16 protein-coding genes are annotated in these 24705 nt (G+C 46.0%); 9 read left to right on the top strand and 7 right to left on the bottom strand.

The features are described from left to right. Positions 1-55 precede the first annotated feature (55 nt). From QUA23_RS05020 to QUA23_RS05010, 3 genes are all read left to right on the top strand, one after another. Positions 56-973 (top strand): YihY/virulence factor BrkB family protein, encoded by a 918-nt coding sequence (locus tag QUA23_RS05020; protein WP_333074508.1) that lies wholly within the window; start codon positions 56-58, stop codon positions 971-973. Positions 974-1534: 561 nt separating this feature from the next. Further along, positions 1535-2800, top strand: coding sequence for a glycosyltransferase family 1 protein (locus QUA23_RS05015; RefSeq protein WP_333074507.1), 1266 nt, complete (start codon positions 1535-1537; stop codon positions 2798-2800). A gap of 102 nt (positions 2801-2902) precedes the next feature. After that, complete coding sequence (locus QUA23_RS05010; protein WP_333074505.1) at positions 2903-3961, top strand: glycoside hydrolase family 104 protein; 1059 nt, start codon at positions 2903-2905, stop codon at positions 3959-3961. A 116-nt stretch (positions 3962-4077) separates the two neighbouring features. Here the strand turns inward: QUA23_RS05010 and QUA23_RS05005 are convergent, their stop codons facing one another. The 3 genes from QUA23_RS05005 to QUA23_RS04995 all read right to left on the bottom strand — a co-directional run bounded on the left by QUA23_RS05005 (position 4078) and on the right by QUA23_RS04995 (position 7714). Continuing rightward, the gene (locus QUA23_RS05005; protein ID WP_333074503.1) at positions 4078-4794 is read right to left on the bottom strand and encodes a DevA family ABC transporter ATP-binding protein; all 717 of its coding nucleotides are present in this window, start codon (positions 4792-4794) and stop codon (positions 4078-4080) included. 243 nt (positions 4795-5037) lie between these two features. Then, positions 5038-6222, bottom strand: coding sequence for an ABC transporter permease DevC (gene devC, locus QUA23_RS05000; RefSeq protein ID WP_333074502.1), 1185 nt, complete (start codon positions 6220-6222; stop codon positions 5038-5040). A gap of 64 nt (positions 6223-6286) precedes the next feature. After that, positions 6287-7714, bottom strand: coding sequence for an HlyD family efflux transporter periplasmic adaptor subunit (locus QUA23_RS04995; protein ID WP_333074500.1), 1428 nt, complete (start codon positions 7712-7714; stop codon positions 6287-6289). Positions 7715-7828: 114 nt separating this feature from the next. Here QUA23_RS04995 and QUA23_RS04990 point away from each other — a divergent pair, with 114 nt between their 5' ends. After that, a complete protein-coding gene (locus QUA23_RS04990) occupies positions 7829-8437 on the top strand; it encodes a TetR/AcrR family transcriptional regulator (protein ID WP_333074499.1) in 609 nt (202 codons plus the stop codon). A gap of 86 nt (positions 8438-8523) precedes the next feature. Here QUA23_RS04990 and QUA23_RS04985 read toward each other — a convergent pair whose 3' ends face one another. The 3 genes from QUA23_RS04985 to QUA23_RS04975 form a co-directional block, all read right to left on the bottom strand. After that, positions 8524-9672, bottom strand: coding sequence for a flagellar assembly protein H (locus QUA23_RS04985; protein WP_333074498.1), 1149 nt, complete (start codon positions 9670-9672; stop codon positions 8524-8526). Between the two features lie 10 nt (positions 9673-9682). Then, on the bottom strand, positions 9683-11194 hold the full coding sequence (locus tag QUA23_RS04980) for a mechanosensitive ion channel domain-containing protein (RefSeq protein WP_333074497.1): 1512 nt from the start codon (positions 11192-11194) through the stop codon (positions 9683-9685). 544 nt (positions 11195-11738) lie between these two features. Further along, positions 11739-11918, bottom strand: a complete 180-nt coding sequence (locus QUA23_RS04975) for a hypothetical protein (protein ID WP_333074495.1) — start codon at positions 11916-11918, stop codon at positions 11739-11741. A gap of 264 nt (positions 11919-12182) precedes the next feature. Here QUA23_RS04975 and QUA23_RS04970 point away from each other — a divergent pair, with 264 nt between their 5' ends. Next, a complete protein-coding gene (locus tag QUA23_RS04970) occupies positions 12183-17408 on the top strand; it encodes a PAS domain S-box protein (RefSeq protein WP_333074494.1) in 5226 nt (1741 codons plus the stop codon). Between the two features lie 5 nt (positions 17409-17413). After that, positions 17414-18742 carry a response regulator gene (locus QUA23_RS04965; protein ID WP_333074492.1) on the top strand — a complete coding sequence of 443 codons (1329 nt, stop codon included), beginning with the start codon at positions 17414-17416 and terminating at the stop codon, positions 18740-18742. A gap of 19 nt (positions 18743-18761) precedes the next feature. On the opposite strand, the gene hpsU is transcribed toward QUA23_RS04965, so the two are convergent. Next, positions 18762-19439: a hormogonium polysaccharide biosynthesis acetyltransferase HpsU gene (hpsU, locus tag QUA23_RS04960; protein ID WP_333074490.1), complete on the bottom strand. Its 678-nt coding sequence runs from the start codon at positions 19437-19439 to the stop codon at positions 18762-18764. 55 nt (positions 19440-19494) lie between these two features. Between hpsU and QUA23_RS04955 the strand changes: the two genes are divergently transcribed. The 3 genes from QUA23_RS04955 to QUA23_RS04945 form a co-directional block, all read left to right on the top strand. Beyond that, positions 19495-20292, top strand: a complete 798-nt coding sequence (locus QUA23_RS04955; protein ID WP_333074488.1) for a cation diffusion facilitator family transporter — start codon at positions 19495-19497, stop codon at positions 20290-20292. Between the two features lie 366 nt (positions 20293-20658). Further along, the gene (locus QUA23_RS04950; protein WP_333074486.1) at positions 20659-20811 is read left to right on the top strand and encodes a sulfotransferase; all 153 of its coding nucleotides are present in this window, start codon (positions 20659-20661) and stop codon (positions 20809-20811) included. Positions 20812-21207: 396 nt separating this feature from the next. Then, positions 21208-24705 (top strand): DUF4347 domain-containing protein (locus QUA23_RS04945; RefSeq protein WP_333110308.1); only part of this gene is annotated, 3498 nt, incomplete at its 3' end.

The following is a 24705-nucleotide window of genomic DNA, read 5'->3' as shown; positions in this document are numbered from 1 at the left end:
ATACTCTTAACCTATTAAGATCCCTTGGACGATAAGTATAAGGAAACCAAAGACCGTGAACTTAAAAACAGTCATATCGCTGCTCAAACAAACTTTTACTGAATGGCAAGAAGATAAAGCGCCAACCTTAGCCGCCGCCCTAGCCTATTACACAGTCTTCTCCCTCGCCCCGCTGCTAATTATCGTAATTGCGATCGCCGGTTTAGTCTTTGGTGCAGACGCAGCCCAAGGTCAAATCGTCGCCCAACTCCAAAGTTTAATCGGCAAAGAAGGCGCCCAAACCGTCCAAGAACTCATCCTCAAAGCCTCCGAACCAAAGTCGGGAATGATTGCTACTTTAGTCGGTATTGCTACACTTTTGTGGGGCGCTTCCAACGTGTTTACTAATCTTAAAGAAGCCCTCAATACTATTTGGAATGTTTCACCGCCCCCCGGACGAGGAATTTGGGGATTTCTGCAAGACCGCGTATTGTCTTTTGCCATGATTTTAGGCATAGGCTTTCTACTGCTAGTATCTTTAGTAATTAGTGCCATTTTAGCCGCCGTCAGCTATTGGTTGAACGGCTTGCTGCAATTACCAATCAACATTTGGCAGATTGTGGACTTTGCTATCTCCTTTGGCGTAGTTACGCTGCTTTTTGCGTTAATTTACAAACTTCTGCCCGATGTCCATCTTGCCTGGAATGATGTTTGGATCGGCGCCGCCATCACCTCAGTGCTGTTTACGATCGGCAAATCCATAATTGGAGTTTACCTCGGAGGTAGCGGTATCGCCTCTACCTACGGTGCTGCGGGATCGTTCGTGATTATCCTGCTTTGGATTAATTATTCCGCTCAAATTCTCTTCTTAGGTGCCGAGTTTACCCAAGTTTGGACTAACCGATACGGTTCCAGAATGCCTGGTTCGCGAAACAATATCCTCAACAGCGAAAACGGCGAATCCTCCCCACGCAAACATCGGAAGAACTCTTAAGATTAGACAAACCGGAAATTAGAAGTTAAACTCGCACTCCTGGTTTGACATAAGAAGCCACAAGCAATAAGCAAGAAGGAAGGCCGAAGGCGGAAGGAAAGAAAAATTTTGAATGCAATAATTTTGCTTTTTTTTCGCTGGCCCTGTAACATTCGGTCTTCGGGACAACCGACTTCTGCTTTGGAGAAACCTTTACTTATTTATCCAGAGGGGTAAAACTATACCTTCGACCGATCTGGCATCTCTAGCAGCAAGCTAAAAGCAGGCTCTAGTTAGAGATGGCTAGAAGGTGCGAGTTTGACACAGGCAAGAATACGGAAAATTCCCTTCACCCTCGTTCATTTCCATTTAGATTATCTAGATTTTTAGCTGCTGCACGTCTCTGTCAGCAGAAGGAAGTCGTTTGTAAATTTTTCCCTGCAACTTATCCCGGAAGGATGATTTATCGATCCCGCATTTTGACTTTAATACAAATTAGCTAGAAGATTCCAGTCCCGGCGCAGCAGCCAAAATGGCACTTTCAATCTTCTCCTAAGAATTTTTAAATTTTTGGTAAAAAACATGAATTCCTTAACTAAAAAACGCATCGCTCTCATCTCCGTACACGGTGATCCCGCTGTAGAAATTGGCAAAGAAGAAGCGGGCGGGCAAAATGTTTACGTGCGTCAAGTAGGAGAAGCTTTGGCTAAACAGGGGTGGCAAGTTGATATGTTCACCCGCTTATCCGATCGCCAACAAGCAAGAATTGTACAGCACAGTCCCAATTGCCGGACAATTCGGCTAGTAGCAGGGCCACAGGAATTTATTCCCCGCGATGAACTTTATGGATATTTGCCAATCTTTGTTCAAGAATTTCAGAAGTTTCAGTTAGAGTCAGGCTTTCAATATCCGTTAGTTCATACCAATTACTGGCTGTCTTCTTGGGTGGGAATGGAGTTGAAAAAATCGCAACCTCTGCTGCAAGTTCACACTTACCATTCTTTGGCAGCAATTAAATACAAGTCGGTTTCGACAATTCCGATGATTGCCAAAACCAGGCTGCAAGTCGAAAAAACACTTTTGGAAACAGCCGATCGCGTAGTGGCTACCAGTCCCCAAGAAAAAGAACACATGAGGTCTCTGGTTTCCTCAAAAGGCAATATTGACATCATTTCCTGCGGTACCGACACTGAACGGTTCGGCTCGATCGCCCGATCGACCGCCCGCCGCCACTTGGGCATAGCCCCGGAAACCAAAGTCGTGTTGTACGTCGGCCGTTTCGACCCCCGCAAGGGCATAGAAACCTTAGTCCGCGCCGTCAGTCTGTCGGCGGTGCCCAAAGCCGATTTAAAACTCATAATTGGCGGCGGGTGGCGTGAGGGGGAAAGCGATGGCAAAGAGCGCGATCGTATCGGCAGCATCGTTGAAGAACTCGGCCTGAGCGACATTACCAGTTTTCCCGGCGCCTTGAGCCGAGACATTCTCCCTGGGTACTACGCCGCCGCCGATGTGTGCGTCGTTCCCAGCCACTACGAACCCTTCGGTTTAGTCGCCATTGAAGCGATGGCCTGCGGCACCCCCGTAATCGCCTCCGACGTGGGAGGGCTGAAATATACTGTAGTGCCCAAAGAAACAGGTTTGCTTGCGCCGCCGAAAAATGAAGCAGCCTTTGCCGATGCGATCGATCGCTTGTTAATGGACTCAGTATGGTGCCAGCAACTCGGACACACAGGCCGCCAGCGCGTCGAAACCTATTTCAGTTGGGACGGTATAGCCTCCCAACTGGGTCAACTTTACACTCAACTGCTCGAACAATCGGTCATTCAGCTTGACCCGGTGAGCGCTTAGTAGTATCACTTAGTATGGTTGAAGCCAGTTTCCCTTGCTCCCTGTTTCACTCATCCGTTCTCACTGGGAACCTTCAACTAGAAGTGATATCAGGAGGTACTCTTGTACGCGCCAGAACATCTGGGAAGCCATCTGCAACCCATTTCAGACATCGAGCTAATTCGCCTCTGGGTGGAGCAAAAATCCCCCCGCAGCAAGCGCTTTAGCTGGCAGGCGGCCAACCGTTTTCGGCTGTTTGTAGAAAAACCGCTGGCAGAAGTGACTCTGACTGATGTCGAGACTTTCGCTGCAACAATGAGATCTCGGAAACTTGCACCCGGTTTCTACAAGCAAACCTTGCTAGCGCTGAAATCGCTGTTCGCCTTCGGCCAGCAAACGGGAATCTTGCCCGCAGCCCTCCCTCTGCACGGGTGGCCTGTGCGGCAGCGCAGGCAACTGTCCAAACGCCTCCGTTTTAAACTTTCGTGGACTTTATTAATCTGTTTGTGCTTTTTCTTAGGTCGAATGACGCCGAGACTGCTGTGGGCACAATCGGTCTCGCCAGAAAGCTCGCCCGCCCCGAAACGCCTGCAGGAAGTTGCGGCGATCGATTCAGCAGACCAAGGAGAGGATAACATCGAGCGCGATCGGGAATCGGAAACTGCAACCCTCAATTCACCAGAGCCAATACAGGATAACAGACTCGATAGCATCGGCCCGGAACGTCGAGTAAAAGCCTTTCTCGACACAATTGCCGCCGCCGAAGGAACTGCTAGCGCCGACGGCTACCGCACTCAGTACACCGGCACGAAATTTGTCAGCTTTCAAGATCATCCTAGGGAAATGAGGTGCGGCCGTCGCTATGGCAAAAAACTATGTTCCGACGCAGCGGGGCGATATCAGTTTCTCAGCACAACTTGGGACAGATTTGCTAAAAAATTTGGCGTCCGCGATTTCAGCCCCCAAAATCAAGATTTGATGGCTATAGAGTTAATCCGAGAAAAAGGTGCCTTAGAAGATATAGAAGCGGGTCGATTGGAGCCAGCAGTCAGAAAACTCGCTTACATCTGGCCTTCTTTTCGGCGTTATGGCGGTTCTGTAGAATCGTCGATGCCCAAACTCGAAGCAATGTACCTGCAAAATTTGGGGATTGACCGCCCAGGATTGGTTGTTAGCAATTAGTGAATAGTCCTGGGACGAGTTTAGATTGGGGTTTGGCAATTTTGGATTAAATTTTGACATCCAAAATTGAAAATGAGGGAGTTATGGGTGATGTCTATTCTTCAGAAATTTAAAAATTAGGCTAATTTTCCATCTTCCATGTGAACGATGCGATCGGCAATATCCAAAATTCGGTTATCGTGGGTTACTAACAAAATAGTACAACCCTGTTCTTTGGCTAATTGCTGCATCAAATTCACCACTTCGCGACCGGATTTGCTGTCCAGGGCGGCTGTTGGTTCGTCAGCTAAAACAATTTGCGGTTGACTGACCAAAGCGCGGGCGATCGCAATTCTTTGTTTCTGTCCTCCCGACAAATCATCTGGATAATAGTTAATCCGCTGTTCCAGTCCTACTAACTCTAGCATTTTTGCAGAGCGATCGCGCATTTGGGAACGCGACAAATTGCCGTGAACTTCCAAACCCATTTGCACGTTTTGCAGCGCCGTCAAACTGCGGTGCAAGTTGTGCGCCTGAAAAATATAGCCTATTTTGCGCCGCGCCTTTACCAATTGGTCTGCACTCGCTTTGCACATTTCTTGACCGAGAATTTGGAGACTTCCCGATTGACCGGATCTCAGTCCGCCAATCAAAGTTAAAAGCGTAGTTTTTCCAGAACCGGAAGGTCCCGTCATCAGCACGATTTCACCTGCTTGAATTTCGAGATTAATATCAAAAAGTACCTGTTTTCGCAGTTGACCTTGACCGAAGTAGTGGTCGAGGTGGTGCGCGGAAACTACAGGTTCAGGAATCTGTAATGGGTTGGTTGTTGGGTAGAGAGTAGTAGAATTCATATGTTATTGGTGTGAGGTTGGAGATTTAATTAAGAGACAAGGTTGCCTAAATCTTTGATTAAGAGGGAAACCGCAGATTAACGCAGATGAAGGCAGATGGATTTCAAGATTGGGAAATTTTTCACTTCAAGTCTAATAAACCGCTTTTGTCGCCAACAAGGCAGAGGAAAAAGAAGAGAAGGATTACAAAAATATGTTTTTAGTCAGGGTTTTAGTCTTTCATACTCTCTGATTCATTTTCCCTTAAAACATATCTGCTGGATCGGCTGCTTGCAGTTTACGGGTGGCAATTGCTCCAGAAATAGTGCACATAATCACGTTCAAAAGTAAGACTATAAATGCTCTAAGCAGCGTCATATAAAGGGGTAAATTTGTAGCTTTGCGAGTTAAAGAGTAGAGTCCGAGAGAGACTCCTACTCCTGGCAAAAAACCGAGGACGGAAAGAATTAGAGCTTCTTCAAAAACGATGCCGAGTAAATAAACATTGCGGTAGCCCATCGCTTTGAAAGTAGCGTATTCTCCCATGTGGTCGCTGACATCGGTTGAGAGAACTTGATAAACAATAATCACACCAACTACAAAACCCATCGCGACGCCTAAGTTAAATACAAAGCCGATCGCAGTATTCTTAGCCCAATAGTTTTTCTCAAAATCGATAAATTCTTGTTTGGTTAGTACCTTGACATCCGGCGGTAAATATGCTTTCAAAACTTGTTGAACTTCCACGGGGTCAGCACCCGGTTGCAGTTGAATTAATCCGGCATTAACACTCGCGGCGTTTTGTCTGGGAAACAGGCGCAGGTAATTTTGATCGCTAGTCATCAAAATACCGTCGGCGGCAAAAGATGCTCCAACTGTGAATAAACCGCTGACGTTAATCGTGCGTCGCTCTACCTCAGCTTTAACGGCTTTGCCTTCAGCAATTTGTGCGATCGTCCCTTGGTAATCTCCCCTAGAAGCTCGATCGAACAGCACAGTATCCGGCAATTTAATCGCGCTCAAATTTTGGTTAACTTCTGGAAGCGCAAACGCAGGGCGATCGGGATTGAAACCCACGACCATCAGCGACGTTTCGCGCCGAGTTTCGGGATTTTTCCAGTTAGCAATTTTCACGTAAAGCGGCTCGGCTGATTTCACGCCCGGTACGTTCATTGCTTGATACAATCTGCGCCTGGGGAAGGAAGACAAATTAATCAAATTTCGCGCTTGGGGGTGAATCAAAACTAAGTCTGTTTGCAAAGTTTGGTGCAGGCGCGTATTGCTGGTGTAAAGCGCATTTTGAAAGCCTAACTGCATGAACATCAAAACGTCAGCAAAGGCAATTCCTGCTACTGCAACGGCCATTCGGCCTTTGTCGTGACTCAGTTGCAGCCATCCGAGGGAAGTTCTGCGTTTTAACTGTTGTAAGGGTTTTATGAGTCCAATCATAGGATTTTAGATTTTAGATTTTGGATTTTGGATTGAAGAAAGCGACCCTGCGGTTTAAGTCTTTTTAATCTTTAATTTCCCCGATCGCCACTTTGACTTGCAAATTGGTTAATCCCGCTACTTTCTGGCTGGAAGCTTCATCTAAGCGCACTTTTACTTCCACAATTCGACCATCAATATTCGCAGAAGGATCGGTGTTAACAATGTTTTGCCGCTGCACTTGCAAACCAATATGTTCGACAGTTCCCCGCAATTCGCCGGTCAAAGCATCGCTAGTAATTTTGGCGGTTTGTCCGAGGCGTACTTTGTCCACATCGCTTTCGTAGATTTCCGCAACAGCTAGCATCTCGCGAGTTTGTCCGAGTTCGACAATGCCGTCGTTTCCCACCCTTTCCCCCGGATGCGTGTGAATTTTCAGGACTTGGGCGTCTCTGGGAGCACGGATGTAAGCTAGATCCAGATTGGCTTTGGCTTGTTTGGCGGCTGTTGCGGCGGAACTGACTTCGGCGGCGGCTGCTGCTATGTCAACGGGACGCACTTCGGCGATGCGATCGAGATTTGCCGCTGCTTCATTAATCTGCTGTTGTCGAGATTCCTGAATTTGGCTGAGTTTGGCTTGGGCTTCGTTAATTTGCTGTTGGCGGGATTGCTGAATTTGGTTGAGTTTGGCTTGGGCTTCGTTAATTTGTTGTTGGCGGGATTGGCGAATTTGATTCAGTTTTGCCTTTCCTTCGTTGAGTTGCTGTTGGGCTGTTTCGGCTGCGAGGCTTTTGCTGTCGCTAGTTGAGGCGGAAATTGCTCCCTGTTCATACAGTTGGGAGTAGCGCCGATCCTCGCTTATCGCGTTGCGGAGTTCGGCTTGTAGACGGGCAATTGTGGCTTGTTGGGTTTGAATTTCACCTTGTTGTTCGGCCTTGATGCGGGCAATTGTGGCTTGTTGCGCTGCAATTTCGGTGCTGCGATCAATTTCTAGACGGGCAACGATCGCCTGTTGCGCTGCGATCTCGTTGCTGCGATCGGCGGATAAACGGCTAATAGCCGCTTTCTGGGCTTGGATTTCGCCGTTTTTTGCTCCTGCTTTCACTTTTGCTAGGTTTGCCTCAGCGACGCGCACCTGTTCTTGAGCTTGGTCGAGGGCGGCTTGCTGGCGATCGCGACTGTCCAAAATTGCGATCGTCTGACCTGTTTTCACCCTGTCTCCCTCTTTTACCAACAGTCGATCGATCCGGTTTCCTTCCGCCGCACCGGAGGCGGAGACTTTAATTACTTCTCCTCTGGGTTCGAGTCGCCCCAAGGCTGTAACTGTGGTTAATTGGGATGCCGCCACGGATGCTGCTGCGGCTACTGCGTTGGGATCGGGTATGCGCGATCGCCAGATCGTGTAGCCTGTGGTTCCCCCTGCCGCCAGGGTTGCTAGTGCTGCCACAACTAGGAGTTGTTTAACTAGGGATGGAGTTGAGGATAAGCCGTCTGCTGTTGGTTGGTGTACCATGACATACCTCTTTTTGAGGAATAAAACTAAACCGTTTAGTTCTGATATGTTTTAATACTAAACCGTTCAGTATAATGATGTCAAGAGCCCAAATAAAAATTACAGAAGCAAGGTATGGCAAGGACAAAACCGATCGAACCAGACGCAACAGGAGGTGACAAGAGCGAGCAAATCCTCCAAGGTGCGATGCAAGAATTTTTAGCCCACGGCTACGCGGGCACGAGTATGGACAAGGTAGCGAAGACGGGAGGAGTTTCCAAAGCCACGGTTTACAGCTATTTTGCAGATAAAGAAGGATTATTCGTGGCCTTGGTACAGCGGCTGGCGCGAGAAAAAGTCCATTTTACAGTTTTGGATGAAGAACCCGCCGTAGCGCTGCGATTCGTTGCCACCAATCTATTAGAGCAGGTGACGCAGGAACCTGAATTCCTGAATTTTGTGAGGCTAGTGATTGCGGAGTCGGGGCGTTTTCCCCAGCTAGCGCAGACTTTTGTGAAAAACTTAGCTAAACCGGGTATTGAGCGGCTTACTCAATATTTTGCATCGCATCCAGAGTTAAAATTGCCCGATCCGGAGGCAACGGCGCGGATTTTTATCGGATCGCTGGTATATTTCCAATTAACGCAGCATATGATGCACGGCAAAGATATTATCCCCATGGAGCGCGATCGACTGATCGAGGGTCTGCTGCACTTGATTTTATCCGCGCAGTCCAATTCCTAAGTGCGATCGACAGAATCGAGGAATTTTATGTGAGAATTATCGCAGCCATAAAGAGCGATCGCGCTTTATGGCTGCGATCGTAGGTTTTAGTCAGGTGTTTTACCTAACCTGTCCCTCAATTCCTCAGCCGATAACTGCGCCAGTTGTTCTACAAACAATGTCAATTCTGTCACAGGCAAAGCCAATAAATTAGTAACGGCTGTAGGCAGAAGATCGCCCAATTCAGGCGATCGTATTTGCAACGCACTTTCAGCTAACAATTTAACCGCTGATTCCCGCCCAGCTTCATCAACCGTTAACATCGATATAGCTACCAATAACACGGTAAATTCCGCAGCAGACAACTTTGATATTGGAGATAGAAAAGCAGTCATTTTCGGGCTTAATTCTCCAAATCTAACTCGCAGGAAGTTTTCTAAGATTAAGCGCTGTTGTTCTTGTCTGCCTTGTTCTAGTCCTTGTTCTAGTCCTTGTTCTAGTCCTTGTTCTAGTCCTTGTTCTAGTCCTTCTTCTCTAGCTTGTTGCTGTGCTGCTTGTATTTGTTGTTGAAAAAGTGGTGCAATGGCCATAATTAACTCCCGCTCTTCTGGCTCTAATTCTTGTGGCGCATCGGTTACTAAATTTGACTGTAACCGATACAGCAATTCTAGCGCGATAATCCGCAACGGATCGTCTGTTGCTAAAGCGCTCAATTGGGAAATAGCCCTTTGCTGCACTCCCCCTTTGCCCAAAATCCTCAACCACAGGGTTTCTGGAGTTTCTGGTAACTGGTGGATCGCTACAATTGCCGATCGCAAAGATTCACCTAAAAAATAAATTCCCTGCATCCAGTTCTCTGTGTCTGGTATCGCATTAAAGCTATCTACCAATGCTTTCGATGCTGTGGGCATCAAAATCCACAGTTTGGGTAACTGAGCATCATCATAGCGAGTATTTTCTCTCCTAAATTTTCGCTCCAATTCACCTCGCACGTCCAATAACTTGCCCAGACAGCTACAAATCTCGCTGACGTTGGCAGGATTGCGAAACGGTTCAAAAATCGCAGTTGTGTTTGCCATTTTTCCCAACAATCCCAGGGTTTCTGAGTATTCAGGAATCGCGGTGCTAGGAGTGAAATAAACATCGATTTCTCGGACTTCGGAAGTCACATCGCGGCCGATATTAACCGTTCCGATAGGCGACAGCAATTCCTCCAGGTATTCTTTGGCAAAAAGATCGTGAATAAATCGCGTCATATAAATTTTTTCAAACACTAAATAGATTTTTTAGCCGTTTTCTCACCCATTCTACAGGATTTTCATCCTCTTCTGCTGCATCTACTAATTCCATTTCTCGCAATAATTGCTGTCTCTCGCTTAGTTCTTCTTTGTGCTTGACTATTTCTTTAATAATCTGTTCCGATAAATCAGGTCGTTCCGTTAAAACTTTCTGGAAACCTTCTTTATTGATGGCAAACAAAATTGTTTCTTCTAAAGCTCTCACCGAAGCAGTTCTGGGGATTCCCAACATCAAAGAAAGTTCCCCAAAAAACTGACCAGTGCCGAGGTTATTTAGATGTTTGTCAATAGCTTCCACAAAAACTTCGACTGAACCTGAAAGAATCATGTAAAAAGCATCTCCAGGGTCGTTTTCGTGAAATAAAAATTCTTGCGATCGCAGCCGTTTGCGGTACCCAACTTCAATCAATTGCCGCAATTCAAGATCGGTCAGGTTTTCAAAGTATTCCACCTCCCGCAGCAAACAACTAAGGGACGATGGCTTTTTCAGTTTCTCGCCAAAAATTGGCGGTTTTTGCTCATTTTCCGAGTAGCTATTCGAGAGGTCAATAGCAGTTTCTTTTTTGTTAAATATTGACAACAGAACTTCGGGGTTTTGTAAATAAATTTCTCTGTCATTGAACGGAAATTCGATTTTCTGGTGGCGAAAATTGTACTCGATAGCAAAATTCAAAGAACTTTTAATTACTTCTCTTTCAGTCGGCTTGTCCGTCCAAACTAAAAGTTCAAATTTAAAACTATCATCGCCAAACTCGACAAACAATACTTTCGGATTCGGTTCGTACAAAACTCCCGCTTCCGCGTAAGCAATATTTAACAGAGTTTCTGTCACTAACAGCGGGTTACTATTCTCCGCTACTTCTACGGGAACTCGCAGACAGAGTAGCGAGTTTTCGTAACTCCAATTAACAATTTTGTTGCTAATCATTTTGCTGTTGGGAACTATGACGCTGGAGTCCTCAATGGTTTGAATGATTGTCGATCGAATCGAGATTTTTTTGACTATTCCCATTAATCCTTCTAATTCCACAAAGTCTCCGACTTTCACGGGTCTGTCTAAAAGCAGCGTTAAGCCGCTGACAAAATTAGTTGTTAAATCTTGGATGCCAAAGCCAATTCCGACTCCCAGCCCCCCCGCAACTACTGCAAAAGAAGCGAGGTTGAAGCCAATGCTTTGGATGGCGACTATCACCCCCAAAGCTACTATTAAATACCCAATGATTACTGCGATAGCTTCCCGATTTCCCTCGTCAATTCCCAGTCTGACAAGCAATCTTTCCTTAAGAAAGTTGGTAAAAGATCGTGCTATCACAAGGATAGCCATAAACAATACAATCAGTTCCACCAGTGACTGCAAGGATACAGGGTTTTCACCTATTTTAAATAGGGTAGCGGTAAATATTTGCGAGATCTGTGTGAATACTTCTTCTGGTATTGTATTTAATTTAAATTCAGGATTTAAGGTTGTTTGTGTTGTCATTTTTCAAGGGGGAGTAGTAAAAAATAAAGGCTTCAGTACCCAATGTAAAAATAAAATACTGAACTCGTAATCATAAATTTTAACCTATTTTTAGGGGCAAAAAAAGTGAAGTCGTTACAGACAGATGTGGTTCCTCATACTACGCAGTTCTCCCTATTGCCAATTTTTAGGATACCTGGTCTTCGCAGGCCTGCGGTTAGTGTGCCACTTTTGCGCGATCCCAGAGCAAACTCATCTATTATTAAAGCGATCGCTCTGCTAACTTTAGTCAACATTAACTCGATTCGAGTTTATCATACTCTCCACTAATTTTTTTTGAAGTCCCGTTATCAACTTAAGCAGGGATTATTGAATGACTATTTAAGTGGACAAGTCAAATATCCAAGTATTACAATGACTTTAACTGGTGGGAGACATATTGCTATTACTCTGCTAGTTGCGTGCGTTTGGTGTATTTATAAGTGAAAATTTAACGGATATAGCTAAAATTGATAACGTTCCAAGAATACTTGGCATTCTACCGACATGGAGGACCCACTATAACTTAATCACATTTGTCAATCAGTAAAATTACTGAAAATACTTGCTTGTTCAAGAGTGGAAAATTGGCGGTTTGGGGTTGGGTGGAAATAAATATGGCGCGAGACATGATTGCTCGATCGCCCAAATCTAAGTTCTCCACCCAAAAACTGAGTAAATACTGAGCATAATTGCTGATTGACAAACGCTTCCCTAGCTTATGTTGTCACCAAGGTTCTACCAATAGGATTGATTAGGAATAGAATTGATGAGCAATAGAACTGCTTGGCAATACATCCGAAGCATTAACCGAAATATTGTCGCAAGGTATACATATATGGCCGATTGAAAACCGAATGGTCGCCCTACTGAACGTTTTCTTCAGTACCCAAATAGGAAACAAGGAAAACCTTGCGATCGCGCCATTGGAAAGAAGTTTTAGAATAATAGCTGAAATGCACGAGCCAACATGAGCAAATTCCCACCAGAGAAAACCCAACCGCAACCGCAAGAGAACACAACAGCACAGGCATTGCGACAGGCTCACTTCGACGCTTTTTTTGCAGGTGCTAACGCCGGGATGCTGATTTTTGACCGCCAACTTCGGTACGTCCAAATTAACGAAGTTTTGGCCCAGATGAATGGCGTTTGTGTGGCAGACCATATTGGTAGGTCAGTGCGTGAGGTGCTGCCAGAATTGGCTCCGACTGTGGAACCAATGCTGCAAGGCATTCTGGATACGGGCAAGCCAATTCTCGACTATGAATTAGTGGGTGAAACGCCGAAAGAACCGGGCATCGTGCGCTACTGGCAAGCATCTTACTATCCTTTGTTGGATGAAAATGGCCTGGTTTTTGGTCTTGGTGGGATTGTAATTGAAATTAGCGATCGCAAGCGGGCCGAACAAAAGCAGGCAAGACTGACGGCAATTTTAGAAGCAACTTCCGACTTCGTAGGGATTGCGGATGCAACAGGGCATAACGTCTACCTCAACAAAGCCGGACAGAAAATGATGGGGGTACCTCCCGAGGAGGCACGATCTCCGTTTAGTGTAGATTTTGTATTAGCTCCCTCGGCAACGACAAAATTCCAGAATGAAGTCTTTCCAACCGCCTTAAGAGAGGGTAGCTGGGCTGGTGAAACCGTGTTTTTGTCACACGATGGGAAAGAAATTCCAGTTTCCCAAGTTTTAATCGTCCACAAAACGGAAACAGGCGAAGTCGAGTTTATTTCCACTATTGCACGGGACATTAGCGATCGCAAAAAAGCAGAGGAAGAACGGCAATTGCTCGCTACAACGATCGAGAACAGCCGTGACTTTATTGGCGTTGCCTCAATGGATGGTCGCCCGATGCTACTGAATCAGGCTGGTCTGGATTTGGTTGGACTCAGTAGTTTGGACGAAGCCAGAACCAAACACATTACCGACTTCTTCATGCCAGAAGATTTGGACTTTGTACAGCAGCGTGTTCTGCCTACTCTAATGCAAGAGGGGGGGTGGCGGAGTGATTACCGGTTCAGACATTTCGTGACAGGTCAACCCATTGCGGTAGACTACACCCTATTTCTGGTCAAACATCCAGAGACTAATGAACCAGTAGGGATTGCCACTATTACGCGGGATATTCGCGATCGCAAAACCGCAGAAGATGTCCTCAAACAAAGTGAAGAACGATTTCGTTCTTTGATCGAAGCCAGCGCTCAAATTATTTGGATCTGCAATGCCGACGGCGAAATGGCGATCGAGCAACCTACTTGGAGTGCATTTACAGGACAGACATTTGATGATTACAAGGGAAGGGGTGGGAGCAACGCTATCCATCCAGACGATCGCTCGTCTATTACTACTGCCTGGTTAACTGCTGTTGCCAATCGATCATTCTATGAATCTGAATTTCGTATGCGTCGCTATGACGGGGAATATCGCTACATGAGTTGTCGTGGTGTACCAATTCTAAACGCGGATGGTTCAATTCGGGAATGGATTGGGGCTAATACAGATATTACCGATCGCAAACAAGCTGAAGAAGCTCTGCGCGAACAGCAAGCTGTGTTGCGCGATCGCAACCTCTTGCTGAGCTCTATTTTGGAAAGTACGCCAGACATAATTGTTGTTAAAGACCGGGAAGGCCGATATATTGCCCTTAATTCCGAGGCGGCAAAATCCTTTTACGATAGACCCATTGAGGAAATTATCGGTAAAGATGATTCGGAACTCCTTCCCCCTGATGCCGCCGTTTCAATAATGGCAAAAGACCGCGAGATCATGGAAGCAGGCACTACAGAAAGCTACGAAGAAGATGTTTCTAATGGTAAGGGCATCACTTCTTTTTTAACCACAAAAGCCCCTTGGCGGGACGCTCAGGGCAATATTATCGGCATGATCGCCATAGCACGAAACATTGGCGATCGCAAGCAAGCTGAAGCCCAGATGCGCGATCGTAATGCACTGCTAAACTCAATTTTGGAAAGTACACCAGACTTCATTGTCGTTAAAGATCGGGAAGGGCGTCATGTTGCCCTTAACTCCAATTTGGCAAACTTCATAGGCAAGCCAATTGAGGAAATCATCGGCAAAGATGATTTGGAATTACTGCCGCCTGAGAGTGCCCGTGCAATTATGGCGAAAGATCGTCAAGTCATTGCAGCAGGCATCACTGAGACTTACGAGGAAGATGTCTCTGACGGTGAAAAAACCGCGACTTTTTTCACTACAAAAGCTCCTTGGCGAGATGCTAATGGTAATATCTTGGGCATCATCGCTACCACACGAGATATTACCGATCGCAAAAAAGTCGAGCAAACACTGCGTCAAACCCTAGAAATACTCGACTTAGCCAGCGATAGTATCATTATTAGGGATATGGATGACCGGATCATCTACTGGAACCAAGGTGCAGAAAAGCTATATGGTTGGACAAAAGCGGAAGTAGTCGGGCAGTACATTCACACATTCTTGGCAACCGTCTTCCCTACACCCTTAGAAACCGTATTGGGAGAGTTTTTCCAGCAGGGAATTTGGGAAGGAGAATTGCAGCACACCACCCGCGATCGTCGGCATATTATTGTGGCAAGTCGCTGGACATTACAGCGCGATGGCGAAGGAAAGCCTTGTGCCCAACTCGAAATTAATAATGACATTAGCGATCGCAAACTAGCCGAAGATGCTCTAAAACAAAGCGAAGGACGCTATCGTTCGCTAATCGCTGCTACGTCCCAACTTGTCTGGACAGCGGATGCTGAAGGAAGATGTGTGGATCAACCGAGTTGGAGAGCTTACACCGGACAAACCGAAGCTGAGATGGCTGATGGTTTTGGCTGGTTAGATGCAATTCACCCGGACGATCGCGAACGAACGGCTCAGGTGTGGATGGAAGCAGTGCAAACGAAAACCCTGTATGACACAGAATATCGAATCCGGGGAGCGGATGGAAACTATCGTTATTTTCAACTTAGAGGGGTACCAATTCTGGATGAAGATGGCAGCATCCAGGAGTGGATTGGCACTTGCACCGATATCCACGACCGCAAACAAGCCGAAGATGCTCTAAAACAAAGCGAAGAACGCTATCGTTCGCTAATCCTTGCCACGTCCCAAATTGTCTGGATATCGGATGCTGAAGGAAGATGCCCGGATCTACCGAGTTGGAGAGCTTACACCGGACAAACCGAACCTGAAGTGCTGGGTTTTGGCTGGTTAGATGCAATTCACCCGGACGATCGGGAACGAACCGCTCAGGTGTGGATGGAAGCAGCGCAAACAAGAAGCGTGTATGACATACAGTATCGAATGCGCGCAGCGGATGGAAACTATCGTTATTTTCAAGTTAGAGGGGTACCCATTCTGAATGAATATGGCAGCGTCCGGGAGTGGGTTGGCACTTGTACCGATATTCACGATCGTAAACAAGCCGAAGAGGCTATCAAACAAAGCGAAGAACGCTATCGATCGCTCATCGCTGCTACGTCCCAAATCGTCTGGGCAATGGATGCTGAAGGAAGAGGCACGGAGCTACAGAGTTGGAAAGCTTACACCGGGCAAACTGAAGCTGATGTGCTTGGTTTTGGCTGGTTAGATCCAATTTATCCGGACGATCGCGAACGAACGGTTCAGGTGTGGATGGAAGCAGTGCAAACGAAAAGCCTGTTTGAGATAGAATATCGAATCCGGGGAGCGAATGGAAACTATCGTTATTTTCAAGTTAGAGGGGTACCCATTCTGAACGAAGATGGCAGCGTCCGGGAGTGGGTTGGCACTTGCACCGATATCGACGATCGCAAACAAGCAGAATTCCTAATGACAAAAGCTAAGGAAGCAGCCGAAGCAGCAAGTCGGGCTAAAAGTGAATTCCTTGCTAACATGAGCCACGAGTTGCGAACTCCCCTAAATGGCATCATGGGATACGCACAGATTCTTCAGCGTTCCAAAGTCTTGAATGAAGAAGAGCGATCGCGCATTGATGTCATTTATCAGTGCGGTTCCCATTTACTAACGTTAATCAATGATATTCTCGATTTGTCGAAGATTGAAGCACAGAAAGTGGAACTCATGCCCACGGATTTTCATTTCCCGGCGTTCCTGCAAGGTGTCGCAGAAATGTGTCGTATCCGAGCTGAGCTAAAGGGAATTCACTTCCATTTTCCATCAAGCCCCGAACTCCCGATCGGTATTAGTGCGGATGAAAAACGCTTGCGACAAGTGTTAATTAATCTTTTGAGCAACGCTATTAAATTTACGGATGAGGGCAGTGTCACTTTTATAGTCAGTTTTGCAGCAGAAGGAAAAATTCGCTTTGAAATACGCGATACAGGTACCGGCATTGCACAAGATCAACTCCAAGCTATCTTTCAGCCCTTCGAGCAGGTAGGAGATCGCAGGCGGCAGACGGAAGGTACGGGATTGGGACTGGCAATTAGCAAAAGGATTGTAGAACTAATGGGCAGTACCATTCACGTTCAAAGTGAGATGAATGTGGGCAGTATTTTCTGGTTCGATGTCAATCTGTCTCAAGCCGATGAATGGGTGAAAACGTCTCAAATCGACAATCGCGGGCAGATTATCGGCATCAAAGACCGCCAACCTAAGATTGTGGTTATCGATGACAAATGGGCTAACCGTTCGGTAATTAGCAATTTACTCAGTCCGATCGGCTTTGAGGTGTCTGAAGCCAACGATGGCCAGGAAGGCTGGGAAAAAATTCTGGAGGTACAGCCAGATTTAATCGTTACCGACTTACTAATGCCCGAACTAGATGGCTTCGAGCTGATTAAGCGGGTTAGAGAATCGGAAAATTTCAAAGACATCGTGATTATTGTCTCTTCTGCCAGCGTATTTGAAACCGATCAATACAGAAGTTTAGAAGCAGGAGGCAACACCTTTATTCCCAAACCTGTTCAAGCAACGGAACTCCTGCAAAAATTACAACAGTATCTTGATTTGGAATGGGTTTACGAAGCTAATGAAGATCCGCTGGCGATCGCATCAGACACCGATGAGCTAATTGCCCCGCCTGCTACAGAAATGGAAATGCTATACGAACTGGCTATGAAAGGAAATTTCCTAGAAATAGTTAAGCAGGCGGTCTTACTTGAAGCAATAGACCCAAAATACATTCCATTTGCTAAAATATTGCATCAGATGGCAAAGGACTTTCAAGACGAAGAGATTATAACGTTTATTCAGTCCTACAAGTAAGGTTTATGAATTCAGAAATTCAAGCAAACGGTACGATTCTTATAGTTGATGACAATTCAGCCAACTTAGGTGTATTATCTGATGCCTTAAGCCAAGCAGGATTTGAAGTTCGGGTTGCGAAATCTGGAAAAATGGCACTAGAGAGAGTTAAATATGCTCTACCAGATCTAATCTTGCTAGATGTCATGATGCCAGAGATTGATGGATTTGAAACCTGTCGTCGATTACAGGCTAATCCAGACACTAAACAGATTCCCGTTATATTTATGACTGCTCTCTCGGATACGGCTAATAAAGTTGAGGGGTTTAAGCTTGGGGCTGTAGATTATATTACCAAACCCTTCCAACAGGAGGAAGTATTAGCTCGCGTCAAGCTGCATTTAAAGCTTCATGTTCTAGCTGAAAAATTAGAAGAAAAAAATATCTTATTGGAGCAGAAAGTTTTAGAAGTTAGCCAAGGCTATGAAGATTTACAACAAATGCAGCTTAAGTTAATCCAAAGCGAGAAAATGTCCGGCTTAGGGCAAATGGCCGCTGGGATTGCTCATGAAATAAACAACCCTATAAATTTCATTTCTGGCAATCTGGGTTATGCCCAAGAGTATGCTCATAACTTACTAAAAATTATACACCTCTATCAAGAAGATTATGTAAATCCCACCCCTCGGATTCAAGCAGCAATGGATGAAATAGAACTGGAATTTCTGGAGGAAGATTTTATCAAAGTTCTTAACTCAATCAACTTAGGAACGCAGCGCATCCAGGAGATAGTCAAGTCTATGCGAATTTTTTCTCGCCTGGATGAGGCAGACGTGAAAGCAGTAAATATCCATGAAGGAATTGATAGTACACTCACCATCCTGCATCATCGTTTAAAAGCAAAACCAGAGCATCCTGAGATTGAACTAATAAAAGATTACGGGCAGCTTCCACAAGTAGAATGCCATGCCGGACAATTAAATCAAGTGTTTATGAATATTATTTCCAATGCCATTGATGCTTTAGATGAATCAAATCAGCAGCGTTCCTTTGGAGAAATCAAACAACACCCGAACCGCATTCAAATTTCTACAAAAGTAATTGACGATAATTGGGTTGCTATTCATATTAGTGACAACGGTCGGGGAGTTTCCGAAACTTTACAACCGAAACTCTTTGACCCTTTTTTTACCACCAAACCTATCGGTAAAGGAACTGGGTTGGGGTTATCTATCAGTTACCAAATTATCGTTGAAAAGCATGGGGGCAGATTATACTGCCAGCCTGGATTAGGAAAGGGAATAGAATTCGTCATTGAAATTCCAATTCGGCAGCAAGCTTGTAAAGCTGCTTAGTTTCCCGGTGCAATGTCTCTCATGAACTTTGGTTAATTTCTCGCCGATAGCGGGGACGACAAGGTGTTCCTGTGCAAATAAAGCCTGCAGGCATATTTTTAAAGACGCTGCTGCGAGCTCCAATTAACGCATTTGCACCGATTTCGACACCTGGGCCAATGAAGCAGTCGGCGGCAATCCAAACGCCGTTATTAATGATTACAGGTGCTGTTATTAAGCTAAAGGCTGGGTCTTGAGGGTCATGAGTACCGGTGCAGAGGTAGCTTTTTTGAGAAATGACGCAGTGTTTGCCGATCGCAATTCGATCGAGACTGTACAATACAACATCATCTCCGATCCAACTGTAATCGCCGATTTCAACTTTCCAAGGATAGGTAAAACGAGCCGTGGGACGAATGAACGCACCCCGACCTATTTTCGCTCCAAATAACCGCAGCAAGCCGCTTCTGATGCCGTTAAGAGGGTGTGGAGTGAGAGGAAATGCGATCGCCTGGACGAACCACCACAGCAAAATTAGCCAACCGGGCTTTCCTCGATCGAACTTTGATTGATCGTACTTCCGCAAATCAACTAAAGATTCGCCTGTCAAAGTATTTGCGTGATTGTCGCTAATTGGACGATCGTTTATTTGAGAATTTGGGGAATTTGCGCTCAAATTTTCCGGATCTTGGTTCGGATTTGGTATATAATCGGTCATTGATAGTTAATTTAATGTTTAATTTAAAATCGAGTTTAACCTTAAGGACTGCTGCATGACATTTCTAGTTAGGGACAATTTTGACTCGGAAAACGCCAAGGATATCGCACAATGCGAGAATATAAATCCCAGAATTGGCAAAGTGCGACTTTTACAAACAGCATTGGTACTGCTTAGCAGCTTTTTTGTAGCAGAGTTAATCGCCGCACTTAATTCTCATAGTTTGTCCCTATTAGCAGATGCGGGTCACGTTTTTTCAGATGTAGCAGCTTTAGCAATAACTTTGACAGCGACTTGGTACTCCTCAGTCAAACGCAAAAGTAAATCCGTAGATTGTACGATCGCACAATCGTCAATCCCTGAACGAGGAGAAATCATTGCTGCTTTAATTAATAGTATCAGTTTAGTGGCGATCGCCCTGTGGATTGCTGCTGAGTCGATCGCCCGTTTGCAGTCCCCAACTCCCGAAGTAGAAGGGCTGCCGATGTTAATTACCGCCATAGTGGGTTTAAGCATCAACTCGATTAATGCTTGTTGCTTGCATTCCTGCTGTCACGGCGACTTAAATCTCAAAAGCGCGTTTCTGCACGCAGTCGCCGACATTTTTTCATCGGTTGGAGTAATTTTAGCGGCGATCGCCGTAGCGTGGCTACACTGGAATTGGGCGGACGGCTTAATTAGCTTGCTGGTGTCGGCATCAATAATTTTATTAACTCTACCATTACTAATCGAAAGCATCCAATTGCTGGGAGGAAAAGTATCAGCAATATCCGCAATTCAACAAGGTTGTGATTGCGAAAAAGTGAGCGCCGAAAAATTGCTTTTTCCATCCCTCGAAGAACTCATCAAATAACATCTCTTCATCTGCGTATATCCGCATATATCCCCTGATATCTGCGGTTAAAATAGCTAAGTAATTAACCCAGCGATATCTAGATTGTAAAGATATCGTAAACCTTATTATCTACTCATCACAAAGACAAAGATCCGACTTTTCCGACTTTACGATCCGACTTTTCCGACTTTACAGAGGCAGGGGCCCGAAGCAATGATTAGAGATAGGGAAAGCCAACCCACGATGTCTAGATTGTAAAGATATCGTAAACCTGGATGTTGTGTTGCGAAATGTTAAATAAAGATATGCTATAAAAGATATGTCTTTAGGGGGATACATTAAAGTTGCATCTAAGCTATATCCCTTCATTCCCACGCGAGGCCAGTGAAAGCCTACTTCATATCAGGACTACCCCGCTCAGGCTCTACTTTACTGGCTGCACTACTACGACAAAACCCCCGGTTTTACAGCGCTATGACTTCCCCTGTTGGGGGTGCAAGTCGATCGAATGCTGGAAACCGTGAGCGAAGACAATGAGTTTTCCGTGTTCATTTCCCCTGAACAAAAACAGGCACAGCTTATTACCACCCGCCAACTGATCGAGAAGTGATCTCTGACACCAATCGCCGGTGATGCAGCAAATTGTCATTAATTCTGGAACTATTTCCCGAAGCCAAAGTGATCTGCTGTGTCAGAAACCTCGCTTGGATTATGGACAGCATCGAGCTACTAATTCGACGCAACGCCTTTGATGTTTCCAGATTATTTATTTAATGCTCCAGCGGAATGGGCTAACAATTGTACCGCCCGATTGATTTGAGCAATAGGACTAATAAATTATTCAGTCCTCATAGCGAGGACTTAAGCGAGGCGGGGGTTTCAACCCCTGCCAGACTTGAATGTAAACAATAGATATCAAGGATTTCAGCAATTATGAACGTACCAAACATGAACAAGCAAATCACTTTCGTAGACTCCTCTGTACAGGATTATCAAAGCCTGATTCAAGGCATCGATCCCGCTCAAATTGTGATTTTAAATGAAAATGCCAGCGCGATCGACCAAATTACTCAAGCCTTGGCCAATCAAAAAGATATTGAAGCTGTTCATATCCTTTCTCACGGTAGCGACGGCACCCTATTTCTGGGTAACTCACCCCTGGACAAAACAACCCTAGAAACCCATGCAGCCACCCTAAAAAAATGGGGCAAAGCCTTAAAACTAAATGCAGATATTCTCCTCTACGGCTGTAATGTTGCCCAAACGGAGCAAGGAAAAGCCTTCGTTAAACGCCTCAGTCAATTAACGAAAGCGAATGTTGCCGCATCCACTACTCTCACAGGCAATGCCAAATTAGGAGGTGACTGGAACCTGGATTTTATCATAGGAAAAATTCAAGCCGCCTTAACATTTTCCCCAGAAGTGATGCGGGATTACAGTTTTGTCCTAGGTGAGTTTGTGAACGAAAGCTTTAGTGGAACAAGCGTTAGCAGTTATTGGATATACGGGAAGACAGGCTCATCGGCTAACCCTGGTTTGACCGCTACTGGTACTGGTACTACTCTACCCGTTTTGAATCTTGACCCTGCTGGCAGTGGAGTCTTACGATTAACTTCAAATGCTGCCTATCAAGCTGGATTCGTTATCTACAACCAGCCTATTTCTTCAACAGCAGGGGTAAAAGCTACCTTTGACATCTTTGCCTACAATGGAAATGGTGCGGATGGATTGAGTTTCTTCCTCATTGACGGTAATGCCAGCCCCACCCAAGCCGGAGCTAATGGTTCCAGCCTTGGCTATGCCCGCAACGATGTCAACAATCAACCCGGTTTGGTAGGAGGTTATGTAGGAATCGGATTTGATGCCTATGGCGGTTTCTCTTCGACTGCCGAACATTCAAGCGGATTACCATTGACGCGATATGCGGATAGTGTGGCAATTCGAGGCAAAGCATCAACTGATTACCAATATATAACCTCCGGAAATGTCTCGGCTGGCATAGATACACCCAGTGCGATAAATCGCACTAATGCCAGAAGAAGAGTTCAAATTCAATTAACACCCAGCAACGCAGCCGACGAGCCAAATCGCCTGTCGGTACTGATGGATTTGAACAACAACGGCAACTTTACTGATTCGGGCGAAACCATTATCGCTCCCTTCGACATTACTGCTACCAATGGGGCTGTACCAACTACTTTTAAATTTGGCTTTGCCGCGTCAACGGGAGGTCAGACAAATATTCACGAAATCGGCAATCTCATTTACGAGACGATTAACCCTACTACCGCCCCCACCCTCACCGATACGGTGGTCACCCTCAACAACATCCCAGAAGACTCCGGTACTCCTACAGGCGCTGTCGGTACCCTCATCTCTTCTATTGCTGCCATCGGCACGGGGCAAAATAACATCACCGACGCCGACGCTGGAGCCGTAGCAGGTGTAGCCATCACCGCCGCCAATACAACCAACGGCACTTGGTACTACACCATAAATGGCGGTACTACTTGGAATCCCTTGGGCGCAGTATCCGATACCAACGCTCGCCTACTCGCCGCCGATGCCAATACCCGTATTTACTTCCAACCAAGCGCCAACTACAATGGCCCGGTCACCAACGCTATCACCTTCCGCGCCTGGGATCAAATGGCGGGTGCTAATGGTGGGACTGGCAACACCACTACCAACGGCGGCTCCACTGCTTTCAGCACCGCCACCGACACCGCAGCCCTCACCGTCACCCCTGTCAACGACCAACCCAGCTTCACCGCTACCAGCCCAGCCTCCGTCAACGAAGACAGTGGCGCGCAAACATTAACAAGTTGGGCTACCTTCAACCCCGGGCCTGCCGATGAAGCCACCCAAACAGCCACCTACACCGTCAACAACATCGGCACCCCTGGCTTATTTGCGACATTACCGGCAGTAGATGCCAGTGGCAACCTCACTTACACACCCGCCCCTGACGCCTTCGGCACCTCCACCTTCGCTGTAACAGTCCAAGACAACGGTGGCACCCCGGGCGTCGGTATCTCCACTACCCAAACCTTCACCATCACCGTTAACCCCGTCAATGATAAACCCAGTTTCAGTAACTTAGGAAATCAAACCCTAACAGCTTGGACAAACACAATTCAAACAGTTAGCAACTGGGCAAATACTGTTATCTTCGGTCCCGCCAATGAAGCCACTCAAACAGTTAGCAAATACACCGTTACTAACAACGACAACACCTTATTTACAACTCAACCAAGTGTAGCAACCAATGGCACACTGACCTACACTCCCAGTGGTAAACCCGGTACCGCCACCGTTAACGTGCAACTCCAAGATAACGGTGGCATAGCGAATAATGGTGTTGACACTTCCAGCCCAGCCACATCATTTAATATTACCATTCCCGTACCGAAAGTTAACCTCACTGCCAGCACAACTACTGCCAGCGAAGCCGGGACAACAGCTATTACCTTTACCGCCACTGCCGAAGGTAATGTCGTCGGCGCTCAAACCATTAATTTAGCATTAACTGGTACTGTTAGTGCTGCTGATTTTACTGGTACTATTCCCGCTCAAATAACTATAGCAGATGGGAGTAGTACGGGGCAAGTAACTGTCACAGTTAATGATGATAATTTTAGCGAAGGTACGGAAACAGCTACTTTAACAATTAGCAACCCGTCAACAGGGATAGCATTAGGAACTACTACTAACCAAAGTGTGACGATTACTGACAATGATACTGCGGGAGTAAGCATCACACCCACGACACCTTTAACTACCACAGAAGCGGGTGGAACTGCTACATTTACAGTCAAGTTAAATACGCAACCCACAGCCGATGTCACCATTCCATTAACTAGCAGCAAAACTACCGAAGGTACTGTAGATAAATCCAGTTTAACCTTCACTTCTGCTGACTGGAATGTAGCACAAACAGTCACAGTTACAGGAGTAGATGACTCAATAGCTGACGGCAATCAAGCCTATCAAATCATCACCGCTGCTGACACAACTACCACAGATACCAACTACAAAAATCTCAAACCTGCCGATGTAGCTGTCACCAACACCGACATAGATACCACAGCACCCACAACACCCACGATCACAACTTCTGGGAGTACCAAAGGCGCGATCGCGGGTAAGGCAGAACCGAACAGTACAGTTAACATCTTACAAGGCACAACTGCACTGGGTACTGCCACAGCGGATGCGGATGGTAACTGGACATTTACCCCCACGACAGCTTTAGCCGATGGCACTTATGCCTTCACTGCTACAGCTAAGGATGCTGCGGGTAATGTTTCTGGGGCTTCAACTCCAGTTAATCTCACAATCGATGCCACAGCATCCACAACACCCACGATCACAACTTCTGGGAGTACCAAAGGCGCGATCGCGGGTAAGGCAGAACCGAACAGTACAGTT

The sequence above is a fragment of the Microcoleus sp. Pol1C5 genome (genome assembly GCF_036701115.1).
Taxonomy (GTDB): Bacteria; Cyanobacteriota; Cyanobacteriia; order Cyanobacteriales; family Microcoleaceae; genus Microcoleus.
This window is presented reverse-complemented; position numbering and strand designations above follow the sequence as displayed.